Annotated in this window: 24 protein-coding genes and 1 pseudogene; 19 read left to right on the forward strand and 6 right to left on the reverse strand. The window is 46.9% G+C overall.

What is annotated here, in order from left to right; genetic code table 11:
• The first annotated feature begins 33 nt into the window (after nucleotides 1-33).
• Together EHV15_RS19405 and EHV15_RS38365 are read left to right on the forward strand one after the other, a co-directional pair.
• Entirely contained in the window at nucleotides 34-1,287 is a 1,254-nt protein-coding gene (locus EHV15_RS19405; protein ID WP_246061681.1) for a glycoside hydrolase family 43 protein, read from the forward strand.
• Between the two features lie 6 nt (nucleotides 1,288-1,293).
• The gene (locus tag EHV15_RS38365; protein WP_128632646.1) at nucleotides 1,294-1,455 is read left to right on the forward strand and encodes an AraC family transcriptional regulator; all 162 of its coding nucleotides are present in this window, start codon (nucleotides 1,294-1,296) and stop codon (nucleotides 1,453-1,455) included.
• 79 nt (nucleotides 1,456-1,534) lie between these two features.
• Here the strand turns inward: EHV15_RS38365 and EHV15_RS19415 are convergent, their stop codons facing one another.
• Nucleotides 1,535-3,853, reverse strand: coding sequence for a beta-galactosidase (locus tag EHV15_RS19415; RefSeq protein WP_128632647.1), 2,319 nt, complete (start codon nucleotides 3,851-3,853; stop codon nucleotides 1,535-1,537).
• 133 nt (nucleotides 3,854-3,986) lie between these two features.
• Between EHV15_RS19415 and EHV15_RS19420 the strand changes: the two genes are divergently transcribed.
• The gene (locus EHV15_RS19420) at nucleotides 3,987-4,844 is read left to right on the forward strand and encodes a helix-turn-helix domain-containing protein (protein WP_128632648.1); all 858 of its coding nucleotides are present in this window, start codon (nucleotides 3,987-3,989) and stop codon (nucleotides 4,842-4,844) included.
• Nucleotides 4,845-5,422: 578 nt separating this feature from the next.
• On the opposite strand, the pseudogene EHV15_RS37415 reads toward EHV15_RS19420, so the two are convergent.
• Together EHV15_RS37415 and EHV15_RS37420 are read right to left on the reverse strand one after the other, a co-directional pair.
• Nucleotides 5,423-5,709 (reverse strand): annotated as a pseudogene (locus tag EHV15_RS37415) (hypothetical protein); the annotation flags it as partial.
• Nucleotides 5,710-5,822: 113 nt separating this feature from the next.
• The gene (locus EHV15_RS37420; protein WP_425464481.1) at nucleotides 5,823-5,909 is read right to left on the reverse strand and encodes an AraC family transcriptional regulator; all 87 of its coding nucleotides are present in this window, start codon (nucleotides 5,907-5,909) and stop codon (nucleotides 5,823-5,825) included.
• Between the two features lie 231 nt (nucleotides 5,910-6,140).
• Here EHV15_RS37420 and EHV15_RS19430 point away from each other — a divergent pair, with 231 nt between their 5' ends.
• The 9 genes from EHV15_RS19430 (at nucleotide 6,141) to EHV15_RS19470 (ending at nucleotide 12,601) form a co-directional block, all read left to right on the forward strand.
• Nucleotides 6,141-6,959 (forward strand): MerR family transcriptional regulator, encoded by an 819-nt coding sequence (locus EHV15_RS19430; protein WP_128632649.1) that lies wholly within the window; start codon nucleotides 6,141-6,143, stop codon nucleotides 6,957-6,959.
• Between the two features lie 50 nt (nucleotides 6,960-7,009).
• Nucleotides 7,010-7,162: a DUF554 family protein gene (locus EHV15_RS19435; RefSeq protein ID WP_128632650.1), complete on the forward strand. Its 153-nt coding sequence runs from the start codon at nucleotides 7,010-7,012 to the stop codon at nucleotides 7,160-7,162.
• Between the two features lie 13 nt (nucleotides 7,163-7,175).
• Complete coding sequence (locus tag EHV15_RS19440) at nucleotides 7,176-7,883, forward strand: B3/B4 domain-containing protein (protein ID WP_128632651.1); 708 nt, start codon at nucleotides 7,176-7,178, stop codon at nucleotides 7,881-7,883.
• Nucleotides 7,884-8,091: 208 nt separating this feature from the next.
• A complete protein-coding gene (locus EHV15_RS19445; RefSeq protein ID WP_128632652.1) occupies nucleotides 8,092-8,502 on the forward strand; it encodes a hypothetical protein in 411 nt (136 codons plus the stop codon).
• Between the two features lie 60 nt (nucleotides 8,503-8,562).
• Entirely contained in the window at nucleotides 8,563-9,597 is a 1,035-nt protein-coding gene (locus tag EHV15_RS19450; RefSeq protein ID WP_178075899.1) for an amidohydrolase family protein, read from the forward strand.
• A gap of 18 nt (nucleotides 9,598-9,615) precedes the next feature.
• Nucleotides 9,616-10,242, forward strand: coding sequence for a hypothetical protein (locus EHV15_RS19455; protein WP_128632654.1), 627 nt, complete (start codon nucleotides 9,616-9,618; stop codon nucleotides 10,240-10,242).
• A 209-nt stretch (nucleotides 10,243-10,451) separates the two neighbouring features.
• The gene (locus EHV15_RS19460) at nucleotides 10,452-11,123 is read left to right on the forward strand and encodes a response regulator transcription factor (protein WP_128632655.1); all 672 of its coding nucleotides are present in this window, start codon (nucleotides 10,452-10,454) and stop codon (nucleotides 11,121-11,123) included.
• 23 nt (nucleotides 11,124-11,146) lie between these two features.
• On the forward strand, nucleotides 11,147-12,196 hold the full coding sequence (locus tag EHV15_RS19465) for a HAMP domain-containing sensor histidine kinase (protein WP_218571243.1): 1,050 nt from the start codon (nucleotides 11,147-11,149) through the stop codon (nucleotides 12,194-12,196).
• Between the two features lie 24 nt (nucleotides 12,197-12,220).
• A complete protein-coding gene (locus EHV15_RS19470; protein ID WP_128632657.1) occupies nucleotides 12,221-12,601 on the forward strand; it encodes a hypothetical protein in 381 nt (126 codons plus the stop codon).
• A 52-nt stretch (nucleotides 12,602-12,653) separates the two neighbouring features.
• On the opposite strand, the gene EHV15_RS19475 is transcribed toward EHV15_RS19470, so the two are convergent.
• On the reverse strand, nucleotides 12,654-13,421 hold the full coding sequence (locus tag EHV15_RS19475) for a MurR/RpiR family transcriptional regulator (RefSeq protein ID WP_128632658.1): 768 nt from the start codon (nucleotides 13,419-13,421) through the stop codon (nucleotides 12,654-12,656).
• A gap of 180 nt (nucleotides 13,422-13,601) precedes the next feature.
• Here EHV15_RS19475 and EHV15_RS19480 point away from each other — a divergent pair, with 180 nt between their 5' ends.
• From EHV15_RS19480 to EHV15_RS19500, 5 genes are all read left to right on the forward strand, one after another.
• On the forward strand, nucleotides 13,602-15,053 hold the full coding sequence (locus tag EHV15_RS19480; protein ID WP_128632659.1) for a PTS transporter subunit EIIC: 1,452 nt from the start codon (nucleotides 13,602-13,604) through the stop codon (nucleotides 15,051-15,053).
• Nucleotides 15,040-16,584, forward strand: a complete 1,545-nt coding sequence (locus tag EHV15_RS19485; protein WP_246061682.1) for a sulfatase family protein — start codon at nucleotides 15,040-15,042, stop codon at nucleotides 16,582-16,584. The genes EHV15_RS19480 and EHV15_RS19485 overlap by 14 nt, the downstream gene beginning before the upstream one ends.
• 5 nt (nucleotides 16,585-16,589) lie before the next feature.
• Nucleotides 16,590-17,087 carry a PTS sugar transporter subunit IIA gene (locus EHV15_RS19490; protein WP_128632661.1) on the forward strand — a complete coding sequence of 166 codons (498 nt, stop codon included), beginning with the start codon at nucleotides 16,590-16,592 and terminating at the stop codon, nucleotides 17,085-17,087.
• 403 nt (nucleotides 17,088-17,490) lie between these two features.
• Nucleotides 17,491-18,774 carry an MFS transporter gene (locus EHV15_RS19495; RefSeq protein ID WP_128632662.1) on the forward strand — a complete coding sequence of 428 codons (1,284 nt, stop codon included), beginning with the start codon at nucleotides 17,491-17,493 and terminating at the stop codon, nucleotides 18,772-18,774.
• A gap of 829 nt (nucleotides 18,775-19,603) precedes the next feature.
• The gene (locus EHV15_RS19500) at nucleotides 19,604-20,380 is read left to right on the forward strand and encodes an NAD-dependent epimerase/dehydratase family protein (protein ID WP_128632663.1); all 777 of its coding nucleotides are present in this window, start codon (nucleotides 19,604-19,606) and stop codon (nucleotides 20,378-20,380) included.
• Nucleotides 20,381-20,405: 25 nt separating this feature from the next.
• Here EHV15_RS19500 and EHV15_RS19505 read toward each other — a convergent pair whose 3' ends face one another.
• Nucleotides 20,406-20,753, reverse strand: a complete 348-nt coding sequence (locus tag EHV15_RS19505) for a winged helix-turn-helix transcriptional regulator (protein WP_128632664.1) — start codon at nucleotides 20,751-20,753, stop codon at nucleotides 20,406-20,408.
• Nucleotides 20,754-21,018: 265 nt separating this feature from the next.
• Nucleotides 21,019-21,672, reverse strand: a complete 654-nt coding sequence (locus tag EHV15_RS19510) for a GntR family transcriptional regulator (RefSeq protein ID WP_128632665.1) — start codon at nucleotides 21,670-21,672, stop codon at nucleotides 21,019-21,021.
• Between the two features lie 157 nt (nucleotides 21,673-21,829).
• Here EHV15_RS19510 and uxuA point away from each other — a divergent pair, with 157 nt between their 5' ends.
• Together uxuA and EHV15_RS19520 are read left to right on the forward strand one after the other, a co-directional pair.
• Nucleotides 21,830-22,906 (forward strand): mannonate dehydratase, encoded by a 1,077-nt coding sequence (gene uxuA / locus EHV15_RS19515; protein ID WP_128632666.1) that lies wholly within the window; start codon nucleotides 21,830-21,832, stop codon nucleotides 22,904-22,906.
• Nucleotides 22,906-24,522, forward strand: a complete 1,617-nt coding sequence (locus EHV15_RS19520) for a mannitol dehydrogenase family protein (protein ID WP_128632667.1) — start codon at nucleotides 22,906-22,908, stop codon at nucleotides 24,520-24,522. The genes uxuA and EHV15_RS19520 overlap by 1 nt, the downstream gene beginning before the upstream one ends.
• Nucleotides 24,523-24,576: the final 54 nt, after the last annotated feature.

Raw genomic sequence — 24,576 nt, forward strand, 5'->3', positions numbered from 1 at the left:
CCAACGATTCGGTATCATAAAGGAACGTTTTATATGACAACCACCAATGTATCGGGAGGCGGCAATTTTTATGTATATACGGATGATCCGCACGCGGCTTGGTCCGATCCAATATATGTAGACCAGCCGGGCATTGATCCCGATCTGTTCTTTGATGAAGACGGTACGGTTTATTATACAACCTCCCATGATGCTTTGGGCCAAGGAGCTTACCAGAGCAGAATTGATATAAAGACGGGGAAAAGGCTTTCGGAAATTTCCCTGGTTTGGAAAGGGACCGGCGGCCAATACCCGGAGGCTCCGCATCTTTATCGAATCGGAGACTGGTATTATCTCATGATATCCGAAGGGGGCACGGAGTATGGCCATATGGTTACGATCTCGCGAAGTCGAAGACCCGAAGGTCCGTTTGAGAGCTGCCCGTATAATCCGATCCTGTCGCATCGAAGCTTGCTGAAGTCCATTCAAGCGACAGGGCACGCCGATTTGGTTCAGACTCCGGATGGTCATTGGTGGGCCGTGTATCTCGGGATCCGACCTTTCGGATACCCGCCGCGTCACCACCTTGGCCGGGAAACGTTTCTGGCCCCGGTCATGTGGACGGACGACGGATGGCCGATCATTGGCGAGAAGGGAACCATCAGTGAAACCATGCCGGCGGGTGATCTTACCCTCCAAGCAAAACCCGTGCCACAAGTGAGAGATGATTTCGATGGTGAGTCGCTTGCGGCATGCTGGACATTTCTGCGCTCGCCCATTCCCGAGCATTGGTCGCTGTCAGAGAAGAACAGCAGTTTAACGCTTTATGGCTCCCCAGTGACGCTGAATGATACGGACTCTCCAACATTCATTGGCAGAAGGCAGGAGCATTTTGAGTGCCGTGCTTCAACACACTTAACTTTTACGCCTCGACAGGATGGGGAAGAAGCCGGTATCACGGTATATATGAACGAACGTTTTCATTATGAAATGGCGGTGACACAGACCTCCGGCCAACGCAAGTTGATTTTTCGCAGGAGATTGGGGAGTTTGTGGAAAATGGAGAAGGAGATTCAATGGACGTTGGATTCCGTTGTTTTAACGATCAAAGCGGACCAAACAAACTATTGGTTTGGATACTCTGAAAACGGAAATGAACCGCTCTGGTTAGGACAGGGGGAATGCGGTCTGCTGGCGACAGAAGTGGCGGGCGGGTTTACAGGTGTATTTCTCGCAATGTATGCCACTGGTAATGGCCGGCAATCGGCATCTCCCGCTCATTTTGATTGGTTTGATTATCAAGTTTAGATACAAATGAAGCTGCAGGCAGCAAGCAGGGAGCTTTACTTCTCTAAAGTTCCTATAAAAGATATTGCAATGAGCTACGGGTTTGAAGATCCACTGTATTTCTCGCGTTTATTCAGAAAGACATTTGGCTTATCGCCGAACCAGTTCCGCAATCAGCAGCGTGGATAACCTGTGTTAATATAAAAAAAGCAGAACGAAACCGTGTAATCGGGTCCGGTTCTGCTTTTTTTTGATTGCAGTGACTACGCTATTTCTTCAAGGCTATCAGTGACGTGCGGTATTGCGGAACAGCCTCAATCCGGTGGAACACTGCAATCTCAACGCCTTCAAATACTTCAATTTGCGCCTGATTGATATACGTATGGACGGTACCTTTACGCAGCGGGGTGATGGACAGATGCAATTTGTCTTTCTCCAGCTGATTATAGGAAGATTTAAGTCCGATATGCCAGGTTTGGCCGAAATGGATATTGTCCGTCAGCAGCGTGCCGCCAAGAAAAGCTTCTGCCACGTCACCGTCGTAATCGATCTCGAGCCAGACATCATCCACATGGGCCGGCCACTCAGGGGATATTTCCAGGACAGCCGTTTTTTCTGCTGGTTTGGCGATCGTCATTTCCGGCTTGTATTCCGGGAGCTGCAGAGCATACTTGCTGAAGATTCCTTCCATTTGAGCAGTCCCCAACTGTCCTGCGGTAGCGTGCACTTCATATAATGGAGCCGGGAAGAAAGAGACGTCCAGAGAATGTTTGCCTTTCGATGTGCACACCAGTTGATCGTTATGAACAGTCAGCGGGCAGTTACTGACAACAATGGTTTGTTGGCCCCATAATTCGAGCCGATAAGTCTGAAGTGCCTGTTCCCGGGTCAGGGTAACGAAACGTACTTGTTTGCCTTCGATGGTTTGGAAAATAACGCCGCCATTTTTACCGGCATCAGGAGTAACCACATACACTTGTCCGTGATCCTTGATCGTGCCATCGTCTGTCGCCAGATTGGTGATGGAGGATTTGTCGACTACATACTCAGGAGATAGTCCCGTGTGAGCATAAAAGAATACAACCTGTTCTTCGTCTGTAGTTACTTCTGTTAACAACTGTGCCGTAGCACTGATCAGAGACACGCCGTGCAAATCGAGATGAAACGGGAGAACTGCGCCTGTACCGCTTGCTAATACGGCTTCACCTTCATAAGGTAAAGCTACCGGTCCACGGGAGGTCTCAAGTTCGATTCGGAAGGTACGGTCAGGCATCGTTACACAGTCCTGGAAATTGTTCAAGAACACAAATCCGCGTCCCTCCGCCTGTCTAACACACCAACGTAATGTCTCAGTGTCGAGGACATCCAGGTCGGGTTGACCTTCAGGCAGTACGGTAACCATTGGAGCCAAACAATCGCCGAACGTTTCCATGAACAGAGACAGGGAGCGGATACGGTCATAGGAATCGCGGATTCGGCCGAATTCACCGAGCGGACTTTGGTAGTCATAGGTGATTTTTGGCAGGAATTGTTCGTTCATATAGGTCTTCTTCCCAATCGGATTGGAGCCGCCATGGTACATATAGTATCCTAGCATATTGCTGCCGCTGGCAAGCTTGACCAAGGTCATCGCTTCTATGCTTTCTGCCGGAACAAACGGCCGGGCTTTATAGCTGACCTGCATGCCGCCTGCCATTTCACAATAGGCTACAGGATATTGGCGGGTATCGAAATCCACGGGTTCCATAGGCACAGCATGCAAATCGCGGTATAAAAATTCGCGGCTTGCCGGCTGGTCCGGAAGCCAGGAAGTATAGGCATAACCGGCCAGCATCGGGAGAAAGTCTTCTTTCGGAACGGCAGCTCCGCCCCAAGCCGTAACCGTAAAGAACAGCGGATGGATACCAGCTTCTTCGGCGATCCGGCGAAGTTCGGCAAGGTGCGCCGTGCCTTCCGTTCCGGAGGTCATGAATTTGCCGTGTGTATATCCCCAGGCTTCATTTGGAGCGTTGCTATGCATATATTCATTTTCCAACTGAACAGCGATCACCGGTCCGCCCTCTTGATACATCGTTCCTTTGATCTGCTTGGAAATTTCACGATACAGCTTTCTGGCAAGCTGCAAATACGCGGGATCGTTTGAACGCAGCTCAAGCGGTTTGGCGAAGACCCAGTCCGGAATTCCGCCGTTTCGAACCTCGCCATGACAGAAAGGTCCGATCCGAAGAATCAGCGGGTAGTCGAGCTTGGCACAAAGATCAACGAAATGACGCAAATTACGGCTGCCGCTCCAATCAAATACTCCCTCTTCTTCCTCGTGATAATTCCAGAAGACATAGGTCGCGACAATATGGACACCGCCTGCCTTCATTTTGAGAAGTTCTTCCTCCCACTGGAGATAACTGAAGCGGGAGAAATGAAACTCGCCCACTACCGGAATAAACGGCTTTCCGTTGCGGGTCATATAAAAGTTAGTAAAGCCGAAGGATTCGCCTTTCGGATTTGATCCGCCTTTGTGTCCCAGTTTCCCCGGTGTAATTTCTGCTTGCGGTGCGTCAATCAGACTAAGTTTGGATGTGTTCGTCATGAGAAATGGCCTCCTTGCAAGATTGGTTTTCATGTGATATGTTGCATGCGATGAATTATACTGTCAGATTTTCTAATCACAATTGATTTCTCTTTTATTCTAGAAGATATAAATGTGGTGAGGTAGATTGAATATGGCTAAAAAAGCGATGGATTATGCTATTCATGGAGAACGTTCATATGGCATTTTGATTGCAGGCCACTATCGTGAAGGTGCAGGTTATGCGATACACCGGCCTTCCGGAAGCAGAGACTGGCTATTCATATACACGGTATCTGGATCGGGGGAAATTCAACTTCCCGACCGAACCGCTGAATGTGTTGCTGGGGATATCGCCATTCTGCTTCCGGGCAACCCTCATCAATACCGAACAAAAGGTACGGAATGGGAAATGATCTGGGTGCATTTTATTCCTAATCCGCAGTGGAGCACCTGGCTGAAATTGCCGGAAATGGAGCGTAATTTTGTGTTTCATCATCTGTCGACTGCGGAGTCCCGCTCTTCCGTCCAGAAAGCATTACAACGAATGGTAGACCACGAATTGCCCGGTGTAACCTCAGAACTCCATCGGCGTTTGGCGGAACTGGCGCTTGAGGAAGCACTGATTCATCTTCAGATGGACAGCCAACAAGAACAGATCGCTGCCATGGATCCTCGAATTTCCGAGATATTGCAGGATTTGCAACTAAATCCTGCACAAAAGATCAGCTTGCCCGAATTAGCTCAGAGAAGCTGCCTGTCCGTCTCAAGATTATCCCACCTGTTTAAAGAACAAGTAGGTGATACCGTACTGAATACACTTACCAAGTTCAGGCTGGAACGCGCTGCCCAATTACTTAGCGGCACACAGCGGCAGGTCGCGGAAATCGCTTCGGATGTCGGGTTTGATTGCGCAATTCACTTTACGCGTAAGTTTAACGATGTCTTTGGGGAGACCCCCTCCAAATACCGCAAACGAAAGCGTTCAGAGCTGCAGACATCGGAGACATAGGAATATAGTCCATGAAGAACAGAGAATCATCAATTGGATTAACAACCAGCCCGCGTTACATTAGGAATACCTATTATGGAATTTGTGATGAGGGCAGTCCCCTTTTTTTAACGCCAGAAAGTATAAACTTCGATGGAAGGTTTCTGATATCGCAACAGAAACTAGCTCGAAAGGAGGTCTGAATTCTTTCGTGGATCAACACGCGCTGCTGGACGCTTAGCACGATTATCCCCTTTGATCAGCCCATGCTTCCGAAGTAAGTTTTGTTCGAACCGGATTCAAGACGCAGGCGCTCACAAAACTAATCCGATGCTTCCGAAGCGAGTTTTGTACGACGCGGATTCAAGACGCAGGCGCTCACAAAACTTTAAGATCACCGAGAAATGGACAAGAGCTTGTCTCACTCTGGTCCCCTGAAAGAAAGGGATAATCGTGCAAAGGGAGCACGAGCGATATCAGGGCACGGATCCTGAGTTGCACGGCTAGTACAGGAATTTTCCGGGATGCTATTTTTCAGCTTGTTATCGAAATCTATAATCCAATTATGAAACTTGAACCGCTTATACTTAAAGGCGAAAATGTTGTTCTTCCGCAGCACGGGTGGATTTACGCTTAGATTCACTGGATTGATATCGCAGGACATTCGGGAAAAGTCTGCTTTGTAGAATACCGGCTGTTCCTAACCAATTCTTTGCTTGAAGATCGGCACAACCCATTTCGCCTTCGTTATGCATCGCTTCGATGATGAACGGCATACTTTCGGACAGCGTTGTTGTTCCATCTGTGTATCACCTGGAATAATCGTTAAGTTCCTATCATGGGTCCGGATTTTCTCCGGATCACGAACCAGTGCAGTCACATAATTAAAATATTCATAAGAACAACCTCAATCATTTTTATTAGAAACAAACTGCCTCCATTGCTCTTGATCACATCTCTATACCAGACTATTGCGGAATTCGTATTCGGTTGGGGCCATTATCCTTTTTGCTTGTTCCGATAATCGGTAGGTGATTGTCCGATGATTTTGCGAAACAGCCTGGAGAAGTAATACAGCTGGAGCAAGCACGTCTAATTTTCAGGCGGAGATAGTAGTCAATGGGTTTGTAATTGCGGGCATTGCGGATGCGGAAAAGCATTTGTTCGATGACGTAAAGATTGATTATTTCGCGGTGGCCAAGCAGCATCTGCAGTCTGGGAAGAGTCCCGCTCGATCGACGATAGTTACTCCGTTGTTTTTATTTTGCCATTTAGCATGGTATTGTAACTTTATCCATTATAAAAAAGAGGTGCATTATGAATGAACTATTTTCAATAGGAGAAGTTTCCAAACTGTTTAATATAGATGTCCGCCTGCTTCGGCACTACGACAAAATATCCTTGCTGAAGCCGGAGTTTATCAATGAAGAAAATGGTTACCGGTATTATTCTACACGTCAATTTGAGTGCCTGAATACGATCCGTTATCTTCGCTCTTTAAATGTGCCACTTCCCAAAATCCGCGAGTTTTTTGAAAATCGCGACAATAAAAAAATGCTTAAAATTCTCATGGAACAAAAAAAACAGGTAGATGAAGAACGGAAACGACTGGATCGGATAGAAAAAAAGATTCACAGTAGGATTCTGCAAATTGAAGATGCCTCACAAACTGAATATGGCAGAATAGAAGAGCGAAAACTGGACGACAGAACACTTGTCATGCTGAAGAAAGAAATCTCCGTTGCAGAGGATTTGGAACATCCTATCCGTGAATTGGAGCAAAAGAATTCTCTCAACTCCGTTATGTTTCTCGGAAAGGTTGGTGTCTCGATTTCATGCGAAAATCTATTGAAACGGAATTTTGATAAATTTTCTGCCATTTTTGTTGTTCTTGAGCCAGGGGATGATGATGTGGAAGACACATGTTGTCTGCCGGGCGGAAGTTATCTCACCCTGCGCTTTCACGGCACACACAAGGATGCTGAGCCTGCCTACATTAAAGTATTTCAGTATATGGAACAAAAGGGGTATGTTCTCGCAGGAGATTCACTTGAATTTGCTTTGATAGATTACGGACTCACCAACGATCCTTCAAAATTTACTACCGAAATACAAATTCCATATAAAACAACTTGACCCTCCAACTATTGGAGGGTTTATTGTGTTTCAAAAAAGGAGGGAAATGAATGTTAGGTGCTATCTTACTTGTAGGTGGTTTCCTAATCTTTAGCTCAGGTCTTTCCATCTTGAAAATTAAGGATTGTAAGGCTCTGAACATGTTGCCATCCTTATTTGTGCCAATTCTGTGGTTCTTGATAAAAACTGTAATTAACACATAAGGAGGAAATTTCCGTGAAATTTATTGTTCAACCGGAGGTTTTTCAAGTTCTGAATGATGTCTGCTTTGCAGTAGTTTCAGCATCTGGCATTGATAATACACAGAAGTTACCTGAAATCGAAGAACTGCTGCAAATAAGGATTATGTGCTGTGAAAGTGATTTCGAAAACAAAGAAGTAAAGAAAAGCGAGGAAATCAGTTGTTATCGGGATGCATTTCGCGCAATGGAGGTAAATCCCAACAAATATATGTGCTCAATAGAGGCATTGCTGACCCGAATCTCCAAAAGGAAGGGGCTTCCATCTATAAATCCTCTTGTTGATTTGGGAAATGCCATTTCATTAAAATATAAAGTTCCCATTGGTGCGCATGATCTTAACAGTTCTAACGAGGATTTTTACGTGCGTCACTCTCAAGTGGGAGATATCTTTATTCCATTTGGCGAAACCGCAGGCGAGCGGATGGATATTGGTGAAATCGTATATGCTACCGGGCATTCTGTTCGTACTCGAAGATGGATTTGGCGACAAAGTGAACTGGGTAAGATCACTAGTGGAACCAATAGCGTAATATTCCCTATTGATGGCTTTGAGCATGCAAATAAAGACCAGCTTTTGTCCGCACAAGATGAACTTGCAACTTTGCTGAAACGATATTTTAATTGCAAGGTGCAGACAGGTTGGGTTGATTCTGACAATAGAATATTTAATGTCAGTTCATAGACTTTGTGATTATTTTTTTACGATTTCTTTACATGTTGAACAAAGAACGAGCTCTTGAGTTTCCCCTTGTAGAGATTCAGGAGCTTTTTGAATTATGGAATTTGCCATGAAGGATATTACTAACTTTAATATATCTTAAACATTTCGTCATCAACTTAAAAACAACTGCACAATACAATACAGACATCAAAACGAAAGGATGATTCATTTGGAAAACAAATTCGAAGAAAAAATCAAAAATCGTCTGCATCGCGCCTGGGAGGAATGGAAGCCCGGTTACGAAGACTGGATTAAGTGGTCGGACGGGCTTTATGCACCCGACGCCACGATAATCGCCATCGGCGACGAACCGCAGCGTTTCAAGGACTACCAGAAGAGCATGAAGGATCAGCGCGATATGTTCGCCATGGATATGGGGGCCATTGAAAACTGTGTGGCGGAGGACAAAACCGTAGCCATCTCCTACAAGATGTATTTAACGCCCAATCAGACCATGGGAAAGCTGGAGGCCGGCAAGACCATCACTATCAAGGTGACGGAATTCAATACATTTGCGGAAATTCCGGGCTATGACGAGCCGATGGTTACAAGACTTGAGCTGATTTCCAACAGCCTGTAATGAAGCAATGCCGGTTATCATCGCATGGCGAAAGCTCAAAACTCTAAAATGGAGGTTTTTATGGAGGATACAAAAAAGAGACGGATGATGCCGCTCCTTCTGTTGTTAACGGTGGTCTTTTCGTTCAACGCCTGGAGCAGTGCTTCCATTTCCGCTGCCAAAACTACGGATACTAAAGCTGAAATTAAGGAGTCCGAAAAAAAGTCGGATGAGCGGCGGAGCGCGCCTGCGTTGGATGTGGTTGACACGCAAATCCATATTGGGCCAGGCGGGATCGAGGAAACGCTGGCTGCGATGGATGCGATGGGGATTCAATCTGTGCTGATTGATGAATTTTGGCTGCCAGGTACGGATTATAAACCCCATCATGATCTATCGGAGGGGGGGATCCGGCCTATCAACCCAACGGCCGAGCTGGCTGCCCAACTCTATCCCGAACGCTTCTCGTGGGTTCTCAGAGTGGATAGAACGGACCCGGAATACGCAGCTATCATTCGGATGGTCCGTGATGCGCCATCCGGACGCGGGATAAGAATTATTCCCGGCATGACGCTCAAAGATACGCAAGCCTTTGCCGACGGCGAGTATGATCATATCCTGGCGGCGACCGAAAAGGCCGGTCTTCCGCTGTTTCTCTACCTGCCCGATCATCCCGAGCTCATCGCTGATGCTGCAAAGAAATTCCCAAACCTGCGCATCATTGTTGATCATATCGGGCTTTACAGCAATGCTATGCGTACGATGTTCGGCGGTGCCGTCCCGGCGCGTTCCCCGGAGGAACAGCTGGCCTTGTTTGATAAAGTGCTGGCGCTTTCTAAATTTCCCAATATTGCTCTGAAATGGTCCCACACTTCCGAAATGTTCGACACCCCGGTCTACCCCGGTGAGGACCTGCAACCCCTTCTGCGCAAGGCAATTTCAAGCTTTGGCGCGGATCGGATCATGTGGGCCAGCGACTTTTCGGTCAATCAGAGGGGAGAAAACTGGTCAGAGATCCTGTACGGAGTTAAGGGGAATTTTAAACTGTCCGACCAGGAGCGTGCGGCTATACTTGGCGGAACTGCACGCAAGTGGCTGAATTGGCCCGTTCAATAACCTTCTAAGGAGAAAAAAATGACTAAAACATTCAAAAAAATCGGTTTATTATTAGCGACAACAACTGTTGTTTTTGGCTTAGTAGCATGTAGTTCAAATGCATCAAGCCAGAGTGCAAATGAGTCAACAAGAACTGAAGTTCTTTCACAGTCCCACGAGGTAATTTACGAAATGAATGAAGTACTCAAGGACAATAGCAAGGAGTTGCGCCTGACTTCCCAAAAAGAAGCAGAAAAATTATACGGAGATTCAAAGGAACTTTCTGATCAAATCAAATTAACTTTATTTAATTGGTGGGGAAATTGGCAACCAGACTATGAGTCTTGGTTAAAGATTGCGGATGGCTTATATGCTGAGAACGCTGATATTACAGCTATTGGTGGCGAAAAGCAAAAGTACAGCGATTACAGAGTTGCGATGAAATCTCAACGTGACCAATTCGATATGGAAATGGGACCAATTATGAATATTACTGTGGATGGAAATACAGCGACACTGGTTTATTATATGTACCTAACACCAAAGGCTTCACCTGATACAACATTTAGTATGCTTGTAACAGAATATAATACCTTTGGAGAGGTAGATGGTAAATTAATGGTAACCGACCTGCATCTTTATACCGATGGTGGTGGTACTCATTGAAAATAGATAAGATAATAAAACAGACTAGCCGATGATGGCAAAACTTAAGCTGATTTCCAACAGCCAGTAGCGGAAGTAAGCCGGTGCGTATATTGATCACGCGTACCGGCTTTATTTTATTGAAGTTGCTTAATGCATGAGGGAAACCGCAAACATAACTTTAATATCTCTCTGTTATAATAGGAGAAAATTCATGGGGGGCGTGGCCTATGTTTAAAATATTAGTTGTGGAAGATGACAGGGAGTTAAATCACGCTGTCTGCTCTTTTTTGAATCAGAATGGGTATCAGGCCCTGGGGTGCCTGAACGCCAATGAAGCATATAACGCCATGTACGGAAATCTGTTCGATCTGATCGTCTCCGACATCATGATGCCAGAGAGGGACGGCTTTGAATTTGCCGAAAGCATCAGGAGCCTGAATCAAGAGATCCCGATCCTCTTCATGACGGCGCGGGATGATTTTGCTTCCAAACAACGGGGATTTCGTGCGGGGATCGACGATTACATGGTAAAACCCATCGACCTGGACGAACTGGTCTTACGTCTTGACGCCCTGCTGCGCAGAGCGAAGATCGCGTCCAGCAAACGGCTGGAAATCGGGAGCCTAACCCTGGATACCGAGGAACATACGGCCTATTTGAAGGACGAGGAAATCCCATTAACCGTCCGCGAGTTCAACCTGCTGTATAAGTTGCTGTCCTATCCGAAGAAAACATTTACCCGTTCGCAGCTGATGGACGAGTTCTGGGATTCCGACACCTCCTCCGGCCCCAGAACCGTGGATGTGTATATGACAAAACTGCGGGACAAATTTTCTGAATGCAGGGACTTTGAAATCGTTACCGTGCATGGGCTGGGATACAAGGCGGTGTTGAAATGAAAGGGTACGATTCAGACATACGGGTGACCCGCAGCCTGTTTTCTCTTTGGCATTATCTGTTTTTTTTCCTGGTGATCTCCTTTGTGGTCAGCTGCTGTTTCCTGCTGTTTTTTGCGGGATTGGATCTTCCGGAGGCGGTAATCTCGCGTAGCGCACCAAAGACCTTTGCGAATGTGGTTTTCCTGAGTGCACTCTTTTGCCTGATTGACGGTATCCGCCGGAAATTTACCGTAGAGCGTCCCGTAAAACGGATTCTGAAAGCCACGCGCCGCATAACTAAGGGCGATTTCAAGACACGCATCCATCCCATTCATGGACCGAATAGCAGAAATGAATTCGATATCATTATCGAAAATTTGAATCAAATGGCTAAAGAACTCTCCGGTATCGAAACATTGCGTACGGACTTTATCGCCAATGTCTCCCACGAACTGAAGACACCGCTGGCTGTGATCCAAAATTATTCGACTATGCTGCAAACCCCTGCTCTGCCGGAAGAGAAGCGGATGGAATATGCCAAAACGCTCACATTAGCTTCCCGGCGGCTGTCGGACTTGATCACCAACATTTTGAAACTGAACAAGCTAGAAAGTCAACAGATTTTTCCAGAAACCCAAAAATACAACCTGGGCGAGCAGCTTCGCGAATGCCTGTTGGAGTTTGAAAACACATGGGAAAAGAAAGCGTTGGAGATCGGCATAGACATTGAGGAAGACATCGCGGTTGAAGCGGATGCGGAACTTTTGACGCTGGTGTGGAACAACCTTTTTTCCAATGCCATGAAGTTTACCGAGCCGCACGGTAAAGTGAGCGTCAGTCTGAAGGCGGAAGAAAATTGGGCCGTGGTCAAGGTATCGGATACAGGCTGCGGGATAAGCCCGGAGGTGGGAAAGCACATTTTCGAGAAGTTCTATCAGGGCGACAAATCCCATGCAATGCAGGGAAACGGCCTTGGACTTGCCCTTGTGAAACGTGTCATTGATATTGTCGGCGGCGAAATTTTGGTGGAAAGCGAACCGGGAAAGGGAAGCACCTTCCTTGTTAAGCTGAGGAGAACCGAGGATGCGATTTAACAAACCTAAAGGGAGGCCTTGGACATGGAAAACGAAAACAAAACTTTTACCTATATGTATTCCGCAAAGCAACAGGAGGAAGTGAACAGCATCCGTCAGAAGTATATCCCAAAAGAAGAAAACAAGATGGAACAGTTACGCAAGCTGGATAAAAGCTCTGAAACACCCGGAACCATCATTTCGATCATAGTCGGCACGATCGGCGTGTTGCTCATTGGCGTTGGACTGTGCTGCACGTTGCTTTGGATAAACGCCATGCTGATTCCGGGGATCGTGATCGGTGTCATCGGTATCGCGGGCGTAGCTCTAGCCTATCCGCTGTTCAACTTCATCACGAAAAAGCAGCGCGAGAAGTTGGCTCCGCAGATTATGAGACTTAGCCAAGAGCTGATGGATGAGAAGTGAGCGGTAAATAGCTCCTGCGTAACGGCAGGCACTGAAAGGAGGAGTTGAATGGTTATTTTAAACGCGCACTCATTTTCTCCTTAAGATATTGCTCAAACTCAAATGTAATAAAATCAATAATATTGTGTATAAAACTGGAGGTGAAATGAGTCTCATCAGAGTCTTCAATATAAGTTGAAATATTAAAGAAAGAGTGATTACTAAGCCAGTTTTGACTGGTATTTGTGATGGATATAATCGGAATTTTTTTAAGTAAAGGTATGGCCAAGACTTCTTTTACAGCATGATTCTCTCCGGAAAATGAAAATATAATCAACAGATCCTCGGGTTCCAATTTTTCGATGACCGCGCTTGTTAAATGAGTTCCGATGTCTAACGGGATCAGGCTCATGCTGATGCCCATTTTTAAGAAATTGCGTTGCAGCACCTGCGCCTGAAGCTGCTGGCTCAATCCTGTAGACAGCAAATAAATACGCTGACTATTATAGATTTTGTCATACAGCTTTGGTAAATCGGTTTGCTTTGTTTTATTCAAGATATTAACCAGTTGATGCCCAACATGCTCAATCGAAATGACCGAAGAAGTCTGATTATTGTGATTGTCCCATTGAATCAAATATTTAAATTCCGAGTAGCCTGAAAAGCCCAGCTTTTGTACAAATCTGAAGATGGAGGACTTGGAGGTAAAGCTTTTTTCAGCCAGTTCCACAATACTGAGGTTAGAAATCTCCGCTTTGTGGCTCAGAATAAAAGCAGCGATTTGGTGATCCAATTCATTTAGTTTGGCATAATGTTTCTCTAAGATTTTTTCAAACTTCATCGTAAATCCTTTCTTTCCCAATCATTTTCTGAATGTTGGACAATTTCCCAAGGTTCTTTGAAAGTGTTTTTTTTCGTTTGCAGCGACTTTATACTAAGTTTATCGTAAGCGCTTGCTTAAATGCAATGGTTCGACTAATCCGGATTAGAACTACTTGCAGCTACGGAAGGAGCAAACAGGATGAGCTATGAAGCACTGGCTAAGGAAATCATTAAAAACGTAGGCGGGTCCGGCAACATTTCAAGTTTGGAACACTGTGCGACACGCTTGAGGTTTAAATTACACGACGATGGGCAAGCACAGACAGAAGATTTAAAGCAATTAGATGGAGTAGTAACGGTTGTAAAAAGCGGAGGGCAATATCAAGTTGTCATTGGGCCGCATGTAGCCGATGTGTATAAGGAAGTTGTGAAGGCAAGACAACAAGGCGGTGATGCTCCAGTTGAAGGTGAAGGTGAAGGTGAAGGTGCGTCAGCCGCTCAAAAACCCGCCAAGAAGGCAAAGGTACTTGATCGCTTTATCAATGTGATCTCGGGCGTATTCACACCGGCATTAGGTCTTTTAGCAGCTTCAGGTATCGCCAAAGGCCTGGCGGCGGTCTTATTGGCTACGAACGTATTGTCCGCGCAATCCGGGGCTTATATTTTATTATGGGCGATTGGGGATACCTTCTTTTATTTCTTTCCGATCATCTTGGCTTATACTTCCGCAAACAAGTTTGGATTGTCACCCATTTTGGGCATTATCATCGGAGCTTCCCTGGTCTATCCAAGTCTGACCGCTTTACTTAGTGAAGGAAAACCGATCTATACCCTCTTTGAGGGAACGATTTTTCAGGCCCCTGTATACTTTGAGGTATTCGGAGTACCGATCTTGTTAATGAAGTATGCGCAATCGGTTATTCCTTCAATTATAGCCGTTTTCTTTGCCGCCAAAATCGAGACATGGTTAAAAAGGGTGCTTCCCAAGGTGATTCAAATGTTTATGGTGCCTTTTGCCACCCTGATTATTATTGTTCCGCTCACTTTTTTAATTATTGGTCCTGCGGCGACCTGGTTAGGAGCTATATTGGGCTTTTTGGCCAAGGGAGCATATGATTTGAACCCAACGCTTGCGGGTTTGTTTATTGGCGGATTATGGCAGGTGTTTGTTATGTTCGGCCTGCATTGGGGATTGATACCTATTAGCTTAATAACGATAGCCCAATTTGGCTTCGATCCGCTTCTGGCTTTAATGCTGGGAACGCCATTCGCAACATTGGGTGCGGTGCTGGGCGTCTTTTTGAAAACCAAAAACTCCAAACTGAAGACGCTGTGCGTTCCATGTTTTGCGACGGGGATTTTTGGCATATCGGAACCTGCCATTTATGGAATAACGTTACCCAATAAGTATCCTTTTATCTTTACCCTTGCAGGGGCTTCCATCGGTGGAGGGGTAATGGGATTCCTGGGCTCCAAAGCTTATGTGGTCGGCGGTATGGGGATTTTGGCGTTGCCTAATTACATTAACCACGGGAACTTCGACATGGGCTTTTTCGGGGCTGTCATCGGAATTACGATTGCCTTCATCGTCACTTGCTTGCTTACCCTTTTCTTTTGGAATGACAGTAAAAGCGTAAATGCCGTTAAATAACCGCCGTGAAAATAAAGAAGCAACTCAAAAGGATGGAGAAACCATGAGAGCTCTTATGATTATGTTTGATACATTAACCCGCAGTTTTTTGCCTAACTATGGAAACGATTGGGTACAAGCGCCTAACTTTGAACGTTTAAGAGAGAAAACCGTGACTTTTGCCAACTTTTATGGCGGAAGCATGCCATGCATGCCGGCAAGAAGAGAGCTGCATACAGGGAGATATAACTTCCTTCATCGTGGCTGGGGGCCGCTGGAAAGCTTTGATAACTCGGTTTTTGAGAGGCTGCAAGAAAAGGGGGTTTACTGTCATCTGGTCACGGATCATTCTCATTATTTCGAGGATGGCGGAGCTACGTACCATAACCGTTATTCGACTTGGGAGGGGTTTAGAGGGCAGGAAGGCGACCGTTGGGTTCCGCGCAGTCAAGCAATGTCCATGGATAATCAAAACCCTTTCAATAAAACGGGAATTTCGGCAGTACAGCATTACGCCAACAGAACCAGACAAGTAAACGAAGAGGACATGTCCAGCGTTCAAACGATTCAGGCCGGCTTGGATTTTCTTGCCCACCATCATGATAAGGATAACTGGTTTTTGCAAATTGAATGCTTCGATCCCCATGAGCCTTTTTATGTTCCGGAGAAGTATCGGCAGCTATATGATTGCAAGGAAGATAAAGACATCCCCTTTTGGCCAAAGTATCAAAAAATCGATTCGGACAGTAATCATGAACAAATCGACGGGATGAGAAAAGAATATGCTGCATTGCTGAGCATGTGTGATTATCATTTGGGCCGGGTGCTGGACTTTTTGGATGATCACAACATGTGGGAAGATACCTTGGTTATCGTCAATACGGATCACGGCTTCCTGCTGGGAGAACATGACTGGCTAGGCAAAAATATTGCACCTATGTATGAAGAAATCATACATCTTCCGTTCTTTATGCATATACCCGGAGAAGATCATATTGACGGGAAAGTTTACGATGGATTGTGTCAAACCGTAGACATACCGGCAACGCTATTAGATTACTTTAATGCTTCTGATGATTCCAATCGTGACGGCAGGTCTTTGATCTCCATGATCAAAGAGGAAATGGGTCATCATGCTGAAATTCTTTTTGGGGTCAACGGCGGACATGTTGGCGTATATGACGGCAGATACGTGTACATGCGCAGCTCGGCTAAACCGGATAATGGCCCTTTGGTTAATCAGACGCTGGCGATGACAAGGATGAGGGGTTTCTTTACCGATGATTCGTTGTCACAAGTGAAACTAGTCCCGGGAAATCGCTTTACCAACGGCATGCCCGTATTGCAGCTGCCTGTTGAAAACTATATTAATTCTTACGGAATCGGAAATTTACTGTTTGATATGGAAAAAGATCCAAAGCAAGAAAACCCGTTAACTGATCCAGAAATTGAAAAAGTCATGCTCCAAAAACTAGTTGGAAAGATGAAGGAAATCGAGGCACCGCCGGAAGAATTCGAACGGCTAGGCCTAATCAAGAATAGGAAGGGATAAAGCTTATGTTTGGACGTAAAAAGAAAAACACCCCCCAAGAGGTGTTGGTTGCTGCTCCATTAATCGGAAAAGTGGTTTCAATTGAAGAAGTGGAAGACGAGGCATTTTCAAGCAAGGCAATGGGGGAAGGAATAGCCATTAACCCCTATGAAGGGAAGGTCATCGCCCCTTTTGATGGAACTGTGGCCCATATTATGGAGAAGAGCAAGCACGCTCTGGTTTTAGAACATGAATCCGGAATACAAATTCTCATCCATGTTGGCATGAACACAGTTTCGCTTAAAGGGGAAGGATTTACAGCTCATGTTGGTACCGGCGAAAAAATAAAAAAAGGCCAGTTGCTGCTTGAGTTTGATATCGAGCTTATTCAACAGGCCGGTTATCCTGTCGTTACACCGGTCATTGTACCGGTTGGCCAAGAGTTGGTTAAGCGAGTTGACATCTTACAGAATAGTAACGATGATACACGGCCGGACATTGATTTGTTGCGCATTGTTTTATAACACTGCCCGATGAAGAGGAATGAGTCTTTTTTGTATGCTCTAACATTATTCCTAACTTTTCAATTTGTTTTCTATTCGCATTGGTGATAAGTACTGGACTTTTGCTTCGATTAATTTACAGATCAGCCAAAAACCACCGGATTCCAAGGTTCCAACTGGATTCCGGTGGTTTTTTCTGCCTTAGAATATTGTTCTCCCAAATCGCTACCCTTTGGCTCGTCGGCTGGATGCCGGACTTAGTTTATTGCTTATGACATGGGGCTGACGAAATCTTATAGTGGTCAATAAATTTCCTTTATAAATAAAAGAAGGGAAATTAAGGGTTTGTATAGAATATATTAAACTTGACATATAAAGGAATTGAAAAATCAGCAAGGCTATGCAAAAGAAAAGGGGAATTTTTTTGATCAAGCGGTCTTTTTATTATCTGTGGGGGTCTCAGACGATCTCCAATGTTGCAGATATTATCTACATGTTGAGTATTACGGTATTGGTGTTCAGCTCAAGCAATTCTCTAATGCAGACCACATTGATTCCGTTGTTCCGTTTGTCTGCCCAAGTGGTTAGCGGGCTGGTTGCACCTATAATTCTCAGTCGATTCAGGCTCACACGGATTTTGCTGTTCTCCCAACTTGGGCAGTTTGTCATTTTTACACTGCTGCTTCTTTACTTGTGGACTGTGCCCGGGCAAGGGTCGTTTCTGTTCATTTTTGTGATGGTGTTTGGCATGTCATTTCTGGACGGCTGGACCAACCCGGCACGAAATGCGCTTGTCCCGCGCTTGGCTATCGGTGAGGGACTCATGCGCGCAAACAGCTTGGTAGCCGTCAGTGATCAAGTAGTTAAATGTGCAGGATGGGCGCTCAGCGGGATTGTTGTAGCCTGGCTCGGTTCACTGAATACGCTATTGATCGCATCCTGTTGTTATTTGTTGGCTGCAACGGTCACTTCGTTCATTCGTGATCCGCTGGATTCTCAGGGATCAAGCTCCGAATCTCCAATACCCGCTACTCAGCCGGCAGCAGCCGAATCCAAGGGCTCTCATTGGAAAGAACTTGGGGAAGGGTGGCGGATTATTTGGCATAACCGCCGCATTCGTTCTCTGATGATCGTGGACAGTATAGACACCATTGGGGGAACCTCCTGGCTTGGTGTATTTATTTTAGCGTATGTAACTCAGGTGCTGCATAAGGATGCAAGCTGGTGGGGGTTTATGAATGCCTCCTTTTTCTCCGGTATGATTCTGGGCGGGCTGGTTGTTGTTGGTTTGGTCAAACGGTTGCAAAAGAACAGTTATTTGTACATGCTGGGAGCATTGTTCGTGTATGTGCTGATTACGGTAGTGTTTGCTCTCAATACGATCCCGGTCGCTGCGCTTGTTCTTTTTGCCGTCTCAGGATTACCGGTGCAAATGGCCGGAATTATTCGCCGTACCTTGCTGCAAACAAGTGCTCCAGTGGCACAACTCCCAAAAGTGATGGCAGGGATTGACGTGCTTACGAATCTTGGCTTTGGCTTATCTTTGTTGTTCCTGGGTTGGTATGCAGACCGCTTTGGAATGGTACAGGTATATCTGCTGGCTGCGGCTATGACGACAATTGCTGTCTTGATCGGGTTGTTCTATCGGAGGGATTTTCAGGAAAGTGCGCAAGTGGATCATCCAACTGTCAAAGATTCAGGGATTTGAAGCTGAGGCTTAAAGCCATTAATTTTCTGTTCGTATTGGTGATAAGTGCAGGGGAGGCCGGTGGGTTGGTCGGCAGATCAACATCTGCTGTCCGGGCGCTTTGCACGATTATCCCGTTTGATCAGGGAAGCAGAGAAGAAAATAAATTCAGAGAAGAAGATATGTTTGTAAGAAGTAGCCATGTTCGAGATCATTAGACAGGTTTGTGGGAAGGAGGTTTGGGAGAAGTGAAGCAGACCTGACGGGAGGGATGGGGCTAGACACCGGGAAAAATGAAAAGACCGTGATCTTGATACAACCTGAATCCGTTTGCATCAATGCCAGCACCAATCAAGCACTTCTATCAGGCCGCAGCCGCAAGGGGCTGATTCGGTTGGCGCGCGATCAGCTGGCGGTAAGGGATCGCCGGAATCGCCACATCGCCGAGATTCCGCCCTCAAGCAGGAATCAGCGCCTCCATGCAGTCCTGCTCGCTGTTATAACGGCTGCTGAATGGTTGAAGTTCCGTTCCCGCATTGACTTCCATATCCGCTCGCCCCCGAATCAAGAATTCACGAACGTTCGTTCTATTTATTTTATTATACCAAACATACGTTCCTTTTTCAAACCGGAAATCTCACCTGAACCGCCTCATTTTTTCCTTATTAATCCCTTACCCTAGCTCCACCCTTGCCCCCTTAACGAAAGGGATAATCGTGCAAAGCAGCATGCAGGGACACCAAGACACGACGATTTGCATATTTCCTTCTCCCAACGGGTAAATAACTAACAGCACAGCAATCGCGTGACGCCAAGATTCGATATGAGGCGGGAAAGGGGTTAGGAATGAATGAAACGCAAACTGCTATTAACGGGAGCGGCGGGCACTATAGGGAATGTAATCTACAAGGGGCTGCAAAAAGATAATCGGTACGACATTGTCGGAGCGGATATACGGGCGGACGATGAGCAAGGCATTGTACAAATGGATATCGCGGATGAAGCGCGGCTGGCAGAGCTGACGCAAGGAGTTGACACGGTGCTCCATTTTGCCTGGATCAAGGACAACGGGGATTTTCTCGGCAAGGTGCTGGCGGGAAATGTGAGCGGGGCATACAAGTTATTTGAGGCGGCGGTACAAAATGGCGTGCGCCGGATTGTATTCGCCAGTTCCAATCATGCGACCGGTTTTTATAAGACGGACGAGAAGGTAAATCCCGATGATCCGTACCGTCCGGATAGCTTTTACGGGCTAAGCAAATGTTATATCGAACTTCTGGGCCGGCTTTATTCGGACCAAGGCAAGATCTCTTCGTTCAATATTCGTATTGGCAACTTTCCGGGGGACGACCGTCCTCATTCCGAACGTGCGGGGCATATCTGGATATCCGAGCGTGACATGCTTCGACTGATCGTTTGCTGCATTGAAGCTGATGACAAGCTGAAGTATTTGAATCTGTACGGCACTTCCGCCAATAGCGATAACTATTACGACATAGATTACCTGGAGGAACTGATCGGATACAAACCCCAGGATGACGCAACAAAACTGCTTGAGCTAGCCAAGGCAGCGGGACGCAAGGTGCGTCAGGATGAAACGGCCTATCAGGGGGGGCAGCAACAGTAGCCCGCCGCTCCGCCGCCTCGCTCCGTTATTTCTTCAAACTTCCTATATATTCCAAATGCTTGAAGCCCCAGCCGCACATATCGCCAAGCACTGCCGCCAGCGTTTGCCCGTGCTCGGAGATTGAATATTCGACCTTAGGCGGAATTTCTTGATAAATGCGGCGGTCGATAAGCCCATCGCGTTCCAGCTCTCTAAGCTGATTCGTGAGCATTCCTTGTGTAACGCCGGGCAGCAGACGTCTCAATTCTCCGAACCGCTGGGTTCCTTCATTCAGAAGAATGAACAGAATCAGGGGCTTCCACTTGCCGCCGATCACATCGAGCGTAGCCAGAATGCCTTGGGTCGTATTTGCGTCTCGTATTTTGGTTTGCATTTGTACGCCCCTCTCCGGTGAAGATTTCCGTTACTACAGGATACTTTAACAGAATCGATGGAAATGTTAAAGTACTATCCTTTTCCGTACTCAGTATGGTTTACCGTACTGAGTACGATAAAACTGCGTACTTTTCAAATATGATTTTCTCGACAATAATGGGGGAGCATTCCACCAAACCTTACACGAAAGGATGATGGTCATGAACATCATGGTTATCGTTGCTCACCCCGATTTAAATCCCCGCTTTTGATATGAAAAAGGTTTAAGCCTTAATATACTCCGAAAAATTCTCCTGCAAGTACCGTGAATTGATATCCTCCCTCAGATGATGATCGATCAGTTCGTCAAGCTTATCCAGTTCCTTATGCATCATAAATTCGAGAATGGTTTGATGCTCTGTATGGATTTCCACCAGCTTTTCCTTCCTCAACATATGCAGTCTGCGGTATCTGGCGTAATGGACATTGGACTGCTGAATCAAATTCCACAGGAACTCCCGCCCGGCCAGCCGAAACAGGGCTTGGTGAAAGGCATCATCCAGGCCCAGAAACCGTTCGCTATCTTCGTCTCCATCGATGACGGCCTGCTGCTTGTCCAGGATCTCCCTGAGCTCATGAACCCCTTTGAGCGGGAGGTGGGAAGACAAATCTTTGATGATTTCTTTTTCGAGCACGCTTCGCAAATAAATAATCTGTTCGACCGACTCCAAATCAATAAAGGAAACAAGGTTGCCTTTTTTAGGATAGATATCGATATAGGATTCCAGACTGAGCTGTTTCAGCACATCGCGAAGCGGGGTCCTGGAGATTCGGAAACGTTCGGACAGGGCGGTCTCGCTTAGAATGGCGCCGGGTTTTAGCTCTAGGGTAAGGATTTCGGTTTTTAGTGACTTCATGATCTCATCTTTAATGGACATGTTGACTCCTGCTCCAGCTTTGGTTTTTGTGTTATCTAGTATACATCATGTTAACACAAATGAAATTCGGGCCGGGTGATAAATCTTACAGACGCTTCTCAATCTTGTATTTTATGATCAATTCAATCTTGTATACAAGAAGGAGGAGATCGTTGGAATGAATATGACATGGCGCTGGTATGGGGAAGGGAACGACAATATTACGCTTGACCATATTCGGCAAATTCCCGGGGTGATGGGCATCGTCTGGTCTTTGCATGACAAGGTGGCCGGGGAAGTATGGGAAATGGAGCGGATTCAGGAAGTGGCGGATCAGATCACAAGCAAAGGCTTCAGCACCGCAGTTGTGGAGAGCGTCAACGTTCATGATGATATCAAAATCGGCTTGCCGACACGCGACAAATATATTGACATCTATATCGACACCATCCGCAAGTTGGCCAAGGTTGGCGTTAAGGTGATCTGCTATAATTTCATGCCGGTTTTTGACTGGACGCGTACGGAACTGTATAAGGAGCTCCCGGATGGCTCGAACGCGCTCTTTTATGAAAAGGCTGCCATTACGGATAATCCGCGAGAGATGGTGGACCGGATTCTGAAAGGGGCCGGAGAATTCACGATGCCGGGCTGGGAGCCGGAAAGGCTGGCGAAGCTGGATGAGTTGTTCGCCGCCTATGCGGATGTGACGGAAGAAAAGCTGTTTGAGAACCTGAAGTACTTTTTGGAGCGCATTATTCCGGTATGTGAAGAAGTGGATATCAAAATGGCGATTCATCCCGATGATCCGGCTTGGCCGATCTTTGGCCTGCCGCGCATTATCCGCAGCCGGGACACGATCCGCCGCATGCTGGACGCCGTGGACAGCCCGTATAACGGCCTCACCTTCTGCACGGGTTCGCTGGGAACGAATCCGGAAAACGATCTGCCGGCGATGATCCGCGAGTTCCATGACCGGATTCATTTTGCCCATATCCGTAATGTGAAAGTGTTTGATAACGGAGATTTTATCGAGGTGTCCCATCGCGGGCGTGATGGCAGCGTAGATGTCGCGGAAGTTGTGAAAGCCTATCACGAAAACGGATACACCGGTTATGTACGTCCCGATCACGGGCGGCATTTGTGGGGAGAAGAGAAGAACTGCCGTCCGGGCTATGGCCTGTATGACCGGGCGCTGGGCGTGATGTATTTGCTGGGCGTTTGGGACAGCCTGGAAAAGGCTAGGGAGGCAAAATAATGCTGCGTCTTAGCCGGGAAAGTCTGAAGGCTGGTCAATCCGCCTGGGAAGCGGCGGGCGTTGGGCTGCCGAAGTTCGAGCTGGAGACGGTAGCGAAGAATACGCAAGTCAATCCGCAGTGGGTCCATTTTGGCGCAGGCAACATCTTCCGGGGATTTGTGGCGAATGCCCATCAAAAGCTGCTGGACAGCGGCCAAGCGGATACCGGAATTATCGCCGCGGAATCGTTTGATTTTGAGATGATCGACAAGGTCTACAAGCCTTACGACAATCTGACGCTGCTGGTGCTGATGAACGCGCGCGGCGAGTTTCAGAAGAAAGTGGTCGGCAGCATTGTCGAAGCCCTTGCCGCGGACAAAAATCGGGCAGCGGATTACAGCCGCCTGATCGAAATCTTTGAGCAGCCGAGTCTGCAAATGGCCAGTTTCACCATTACGGAAAAGGGCTATTCCCTGACAGGACCGGACGGCCGGTACCTCGGCATCGTGGAGAAGGATATTGAAAACGGTCCAGGTCCAGGGCGGCAAGTTCATGCCATGAGCCTCGTCGCCTCGCTGGTTTACCGCCGTTATTTGAAAGGCCGGTATCCGATGACATTTGTCAGCATGGACAATTGCTCCCATAACGGAGACAAGTTAAAGCAAGCCGTCTTGACGATGGCCAAAGAGTGGGCGAAGAGAGGCTTGGTTGAAGGCGGATTCATCGGCTATCTTGAAGATGAGCACAAAATTACGTTCCCGCTGTCGATGATCGATAAAATCACGCCACGTCCCTCGGAAACGGTGCAGGCGGCGCTTTTGGAGCAGGGGATCGGCGATATGGATGTGATCGTCACCTCCAAGAACACGTATACCGCGCCTTTCGTCAATGCGGAGATCAGTGAATATCTGGTGATCGAGGACAAGTTTGCAAACGGCCGCCCACCGCTTGAGGAAGCCGGGATTATTTTCACGGACAGGGATACCGTCAACAAAGTGGAAACGATGAAGGTCACAACCTGCTTGAATCCCCTCCATACCGCACTCGCCGTATCCGGCTGTCTTCTAGGGTTTACGTTAATTGCGGATGAGATGAAGGACAGTACGCTACGCAGGTTCGTGGAAACCATAGGTTACACCGAAGGGCTGCCGGTCGTGGTCGACCCCGGCATCCTGAGTCCCAAACAGTTTCTGGACGAAGTGCTGCAGGAACGTTTCTCGAATCCGTTTATTCCCGACACCCCGCAGCGGATCGCGACCGATACCTCGCAGAAAGTGGGCATCCGTTTCGGTGAAACGATCAAATCCTACATTTGCCGTGAGGACCTTGATCCGGCTAAACTTACGGCCATCCCGTTAGCGATCGCCGTCTGGTGCCGTTACTTGTTGGGTGTGGACGATGAAGGCAAGCCGTTCGCTTTAAGTCCGGACCCGCTTTTGGAAACGCTGCAGGGGCATTTGGGAGGGGTGAAACTAGGCGATAAAACCTCGGGAGTCCACGCCATTCTTGAGGATGAGAAGATTTTTGGCGTTCCTTTGTACTCGACCGGACTTGGGGAGAAAATTGAAAACATGTTCTATGAAATGTTGGAAGCTCCTGGGGCCGTACGTAAAACGCTGGATAAATATTTGAAATAAGTTCGTATATTTGGAAGCCTTTCCGGAAACAGACTGAGGTAGGGACAAACAAGG

This window comes from Paenibacillus oralis, assembly GCF_003863965.1.
GTDB lineage: Bacteria > Bacillota > Bacilli > Paenibacillales > Paenibacillaceae > Fontibacillus > Fontibacillus oralis.

Excerpts from the sequence above, each read along its gene's own strand:
- EHV15_RS19405 (WP_246061681.1), top strand. The coding sequence starts at position 34 with ATGACAACCACCAATGTATCGGGAGGCGGCAATTTTTATGTATATACG.
- EHV15_RS38365 (WP_128632646.1), top strand. The coding sequence starts at position 1,294 with ATGAAGCTGCAGGCAGCAAGCAGGGAGCTTTACTTCTCTAAAGTTCCT.
- EHV15_RS19415 (WP_128632647.1), bottom strand. The coding sequence starts at position 3,853 with ATGACGAACACATCCAAACTTAGTCTGATTGACGCACCGCAAGCAGAA.
- EHV15_RS19420 (WP_128632648.1), top strand. The coding sequence starts at position 3,987 with ATGGCTAAAAAAGCGATGGATTATGCTATTCATGGAGAACGTTCATAT.
- EHV15_RS19430 (WP_128632649.1), top strand. The coding sequence starts at position 6,141 with ATGAATGAACTATTTTCAATAGGAGAAGTTTCCAAACTGTTTAATATA.
- EHV15_RS19435 (WP_128632650.1), top strand. The coding sequence starts at position 7,010 with ATGTTAGGTGCTATCTTACTTGTAGGTGGTTTCCTAATCTTTAGCTCA.
- EHV15_RS19450 (WP_178075899.1), top strand. The coding sequence starts at position 8,563 with ATGGAGGATACAAAAAAGAGACGGATGATGCCGCTCCTTCTGTTGTTA.
- EHV15_RS19455 (WP_128632654.1), top strand. The coding sequence starts at position 9,616 with ATGACTAAAACATTCAAAAAAATCGGTTTATTATTAGCGACAACAACT.
- EHV15_RS19460 (WP_128632655.1), top strand. The coding sequence starts at position 10,452 with ATGTTTAAAATATTAGTTGTGGAAGATGACAGGGAGTTAAATCACGCT.
- EHV15_RS19470 (WP_128632657.1), top strand. The coding sequence starts at position 12,221 with ATGGAAAACGAAAACAAAACTTTTACCTATATGTATTCCGCAAAGCAA.
- EHV15_RS19475 (WP_128632658.1), bottom strand. The coding sequence starts at position 13,421 with ATGAAGTTTGAAAAAATCTTAGAGAAACATTATGCCAAACTAAATGAA.
- EHV15_RS19480 (WP_128632659.1), top strand. The coding sequence starts at position 13,602 with ATGAGCTATGAAGCACTGGCTAAGGAAATCATTAAAAACGTAGGCGGG.
- EHV15_RS19485 (WP_246061682.1), top strand. The coding sequence starts at position 15,040 with ATGCCGTTAAATAACCGCCGTGAAAATAAAGAAGCAACTCAAAAGGAT.
- EHV15_RS19490 (WP_128632661.1), top strand. The coding sequence starts at position 16,590 with ATGTTTGGACGTAAAAAGAAAAACACCCCCCAAGAGGTGTTGGTTGCT.
- EHV15_RS19500 (WP_128632663.1), top strand. The coding sequence starts at position 19,604 with ATGAAACGCAAACTGCTATTAACGGGAGCGGCGGGCACTATAGGGAAT.
- EHV15_RS19505 (WP_128632664.1), bottom strand. The coding sequence starts at position 20,753 with ATGCAAACCAAAATACGAGACGCAAATACGACCCAAGGCATTCTGGCT.
- EHV15_RS19510 (WP_128632665.1), bottom strand. The coding sequence starts at position 21,672 with ATGTCCATTAAAGATGAGATCATGAAGTCACTAAAAACCGAAATCCTT.
- uxuA (WP_128632666.1), top strand. The coding sequence starts at position 21,830 with ATGAATATGACATGGCGCTGGTATGGGGAAGGGAACGACAATATTACG.
- EHV15_RS19520 (WP_128632667.1), top strand. The coding sequence starts at position 22,906 with ATGCTGCGTCTTAGCCGGGAAAGTCTGAAGGCTGGTCAATCCGCCTGG.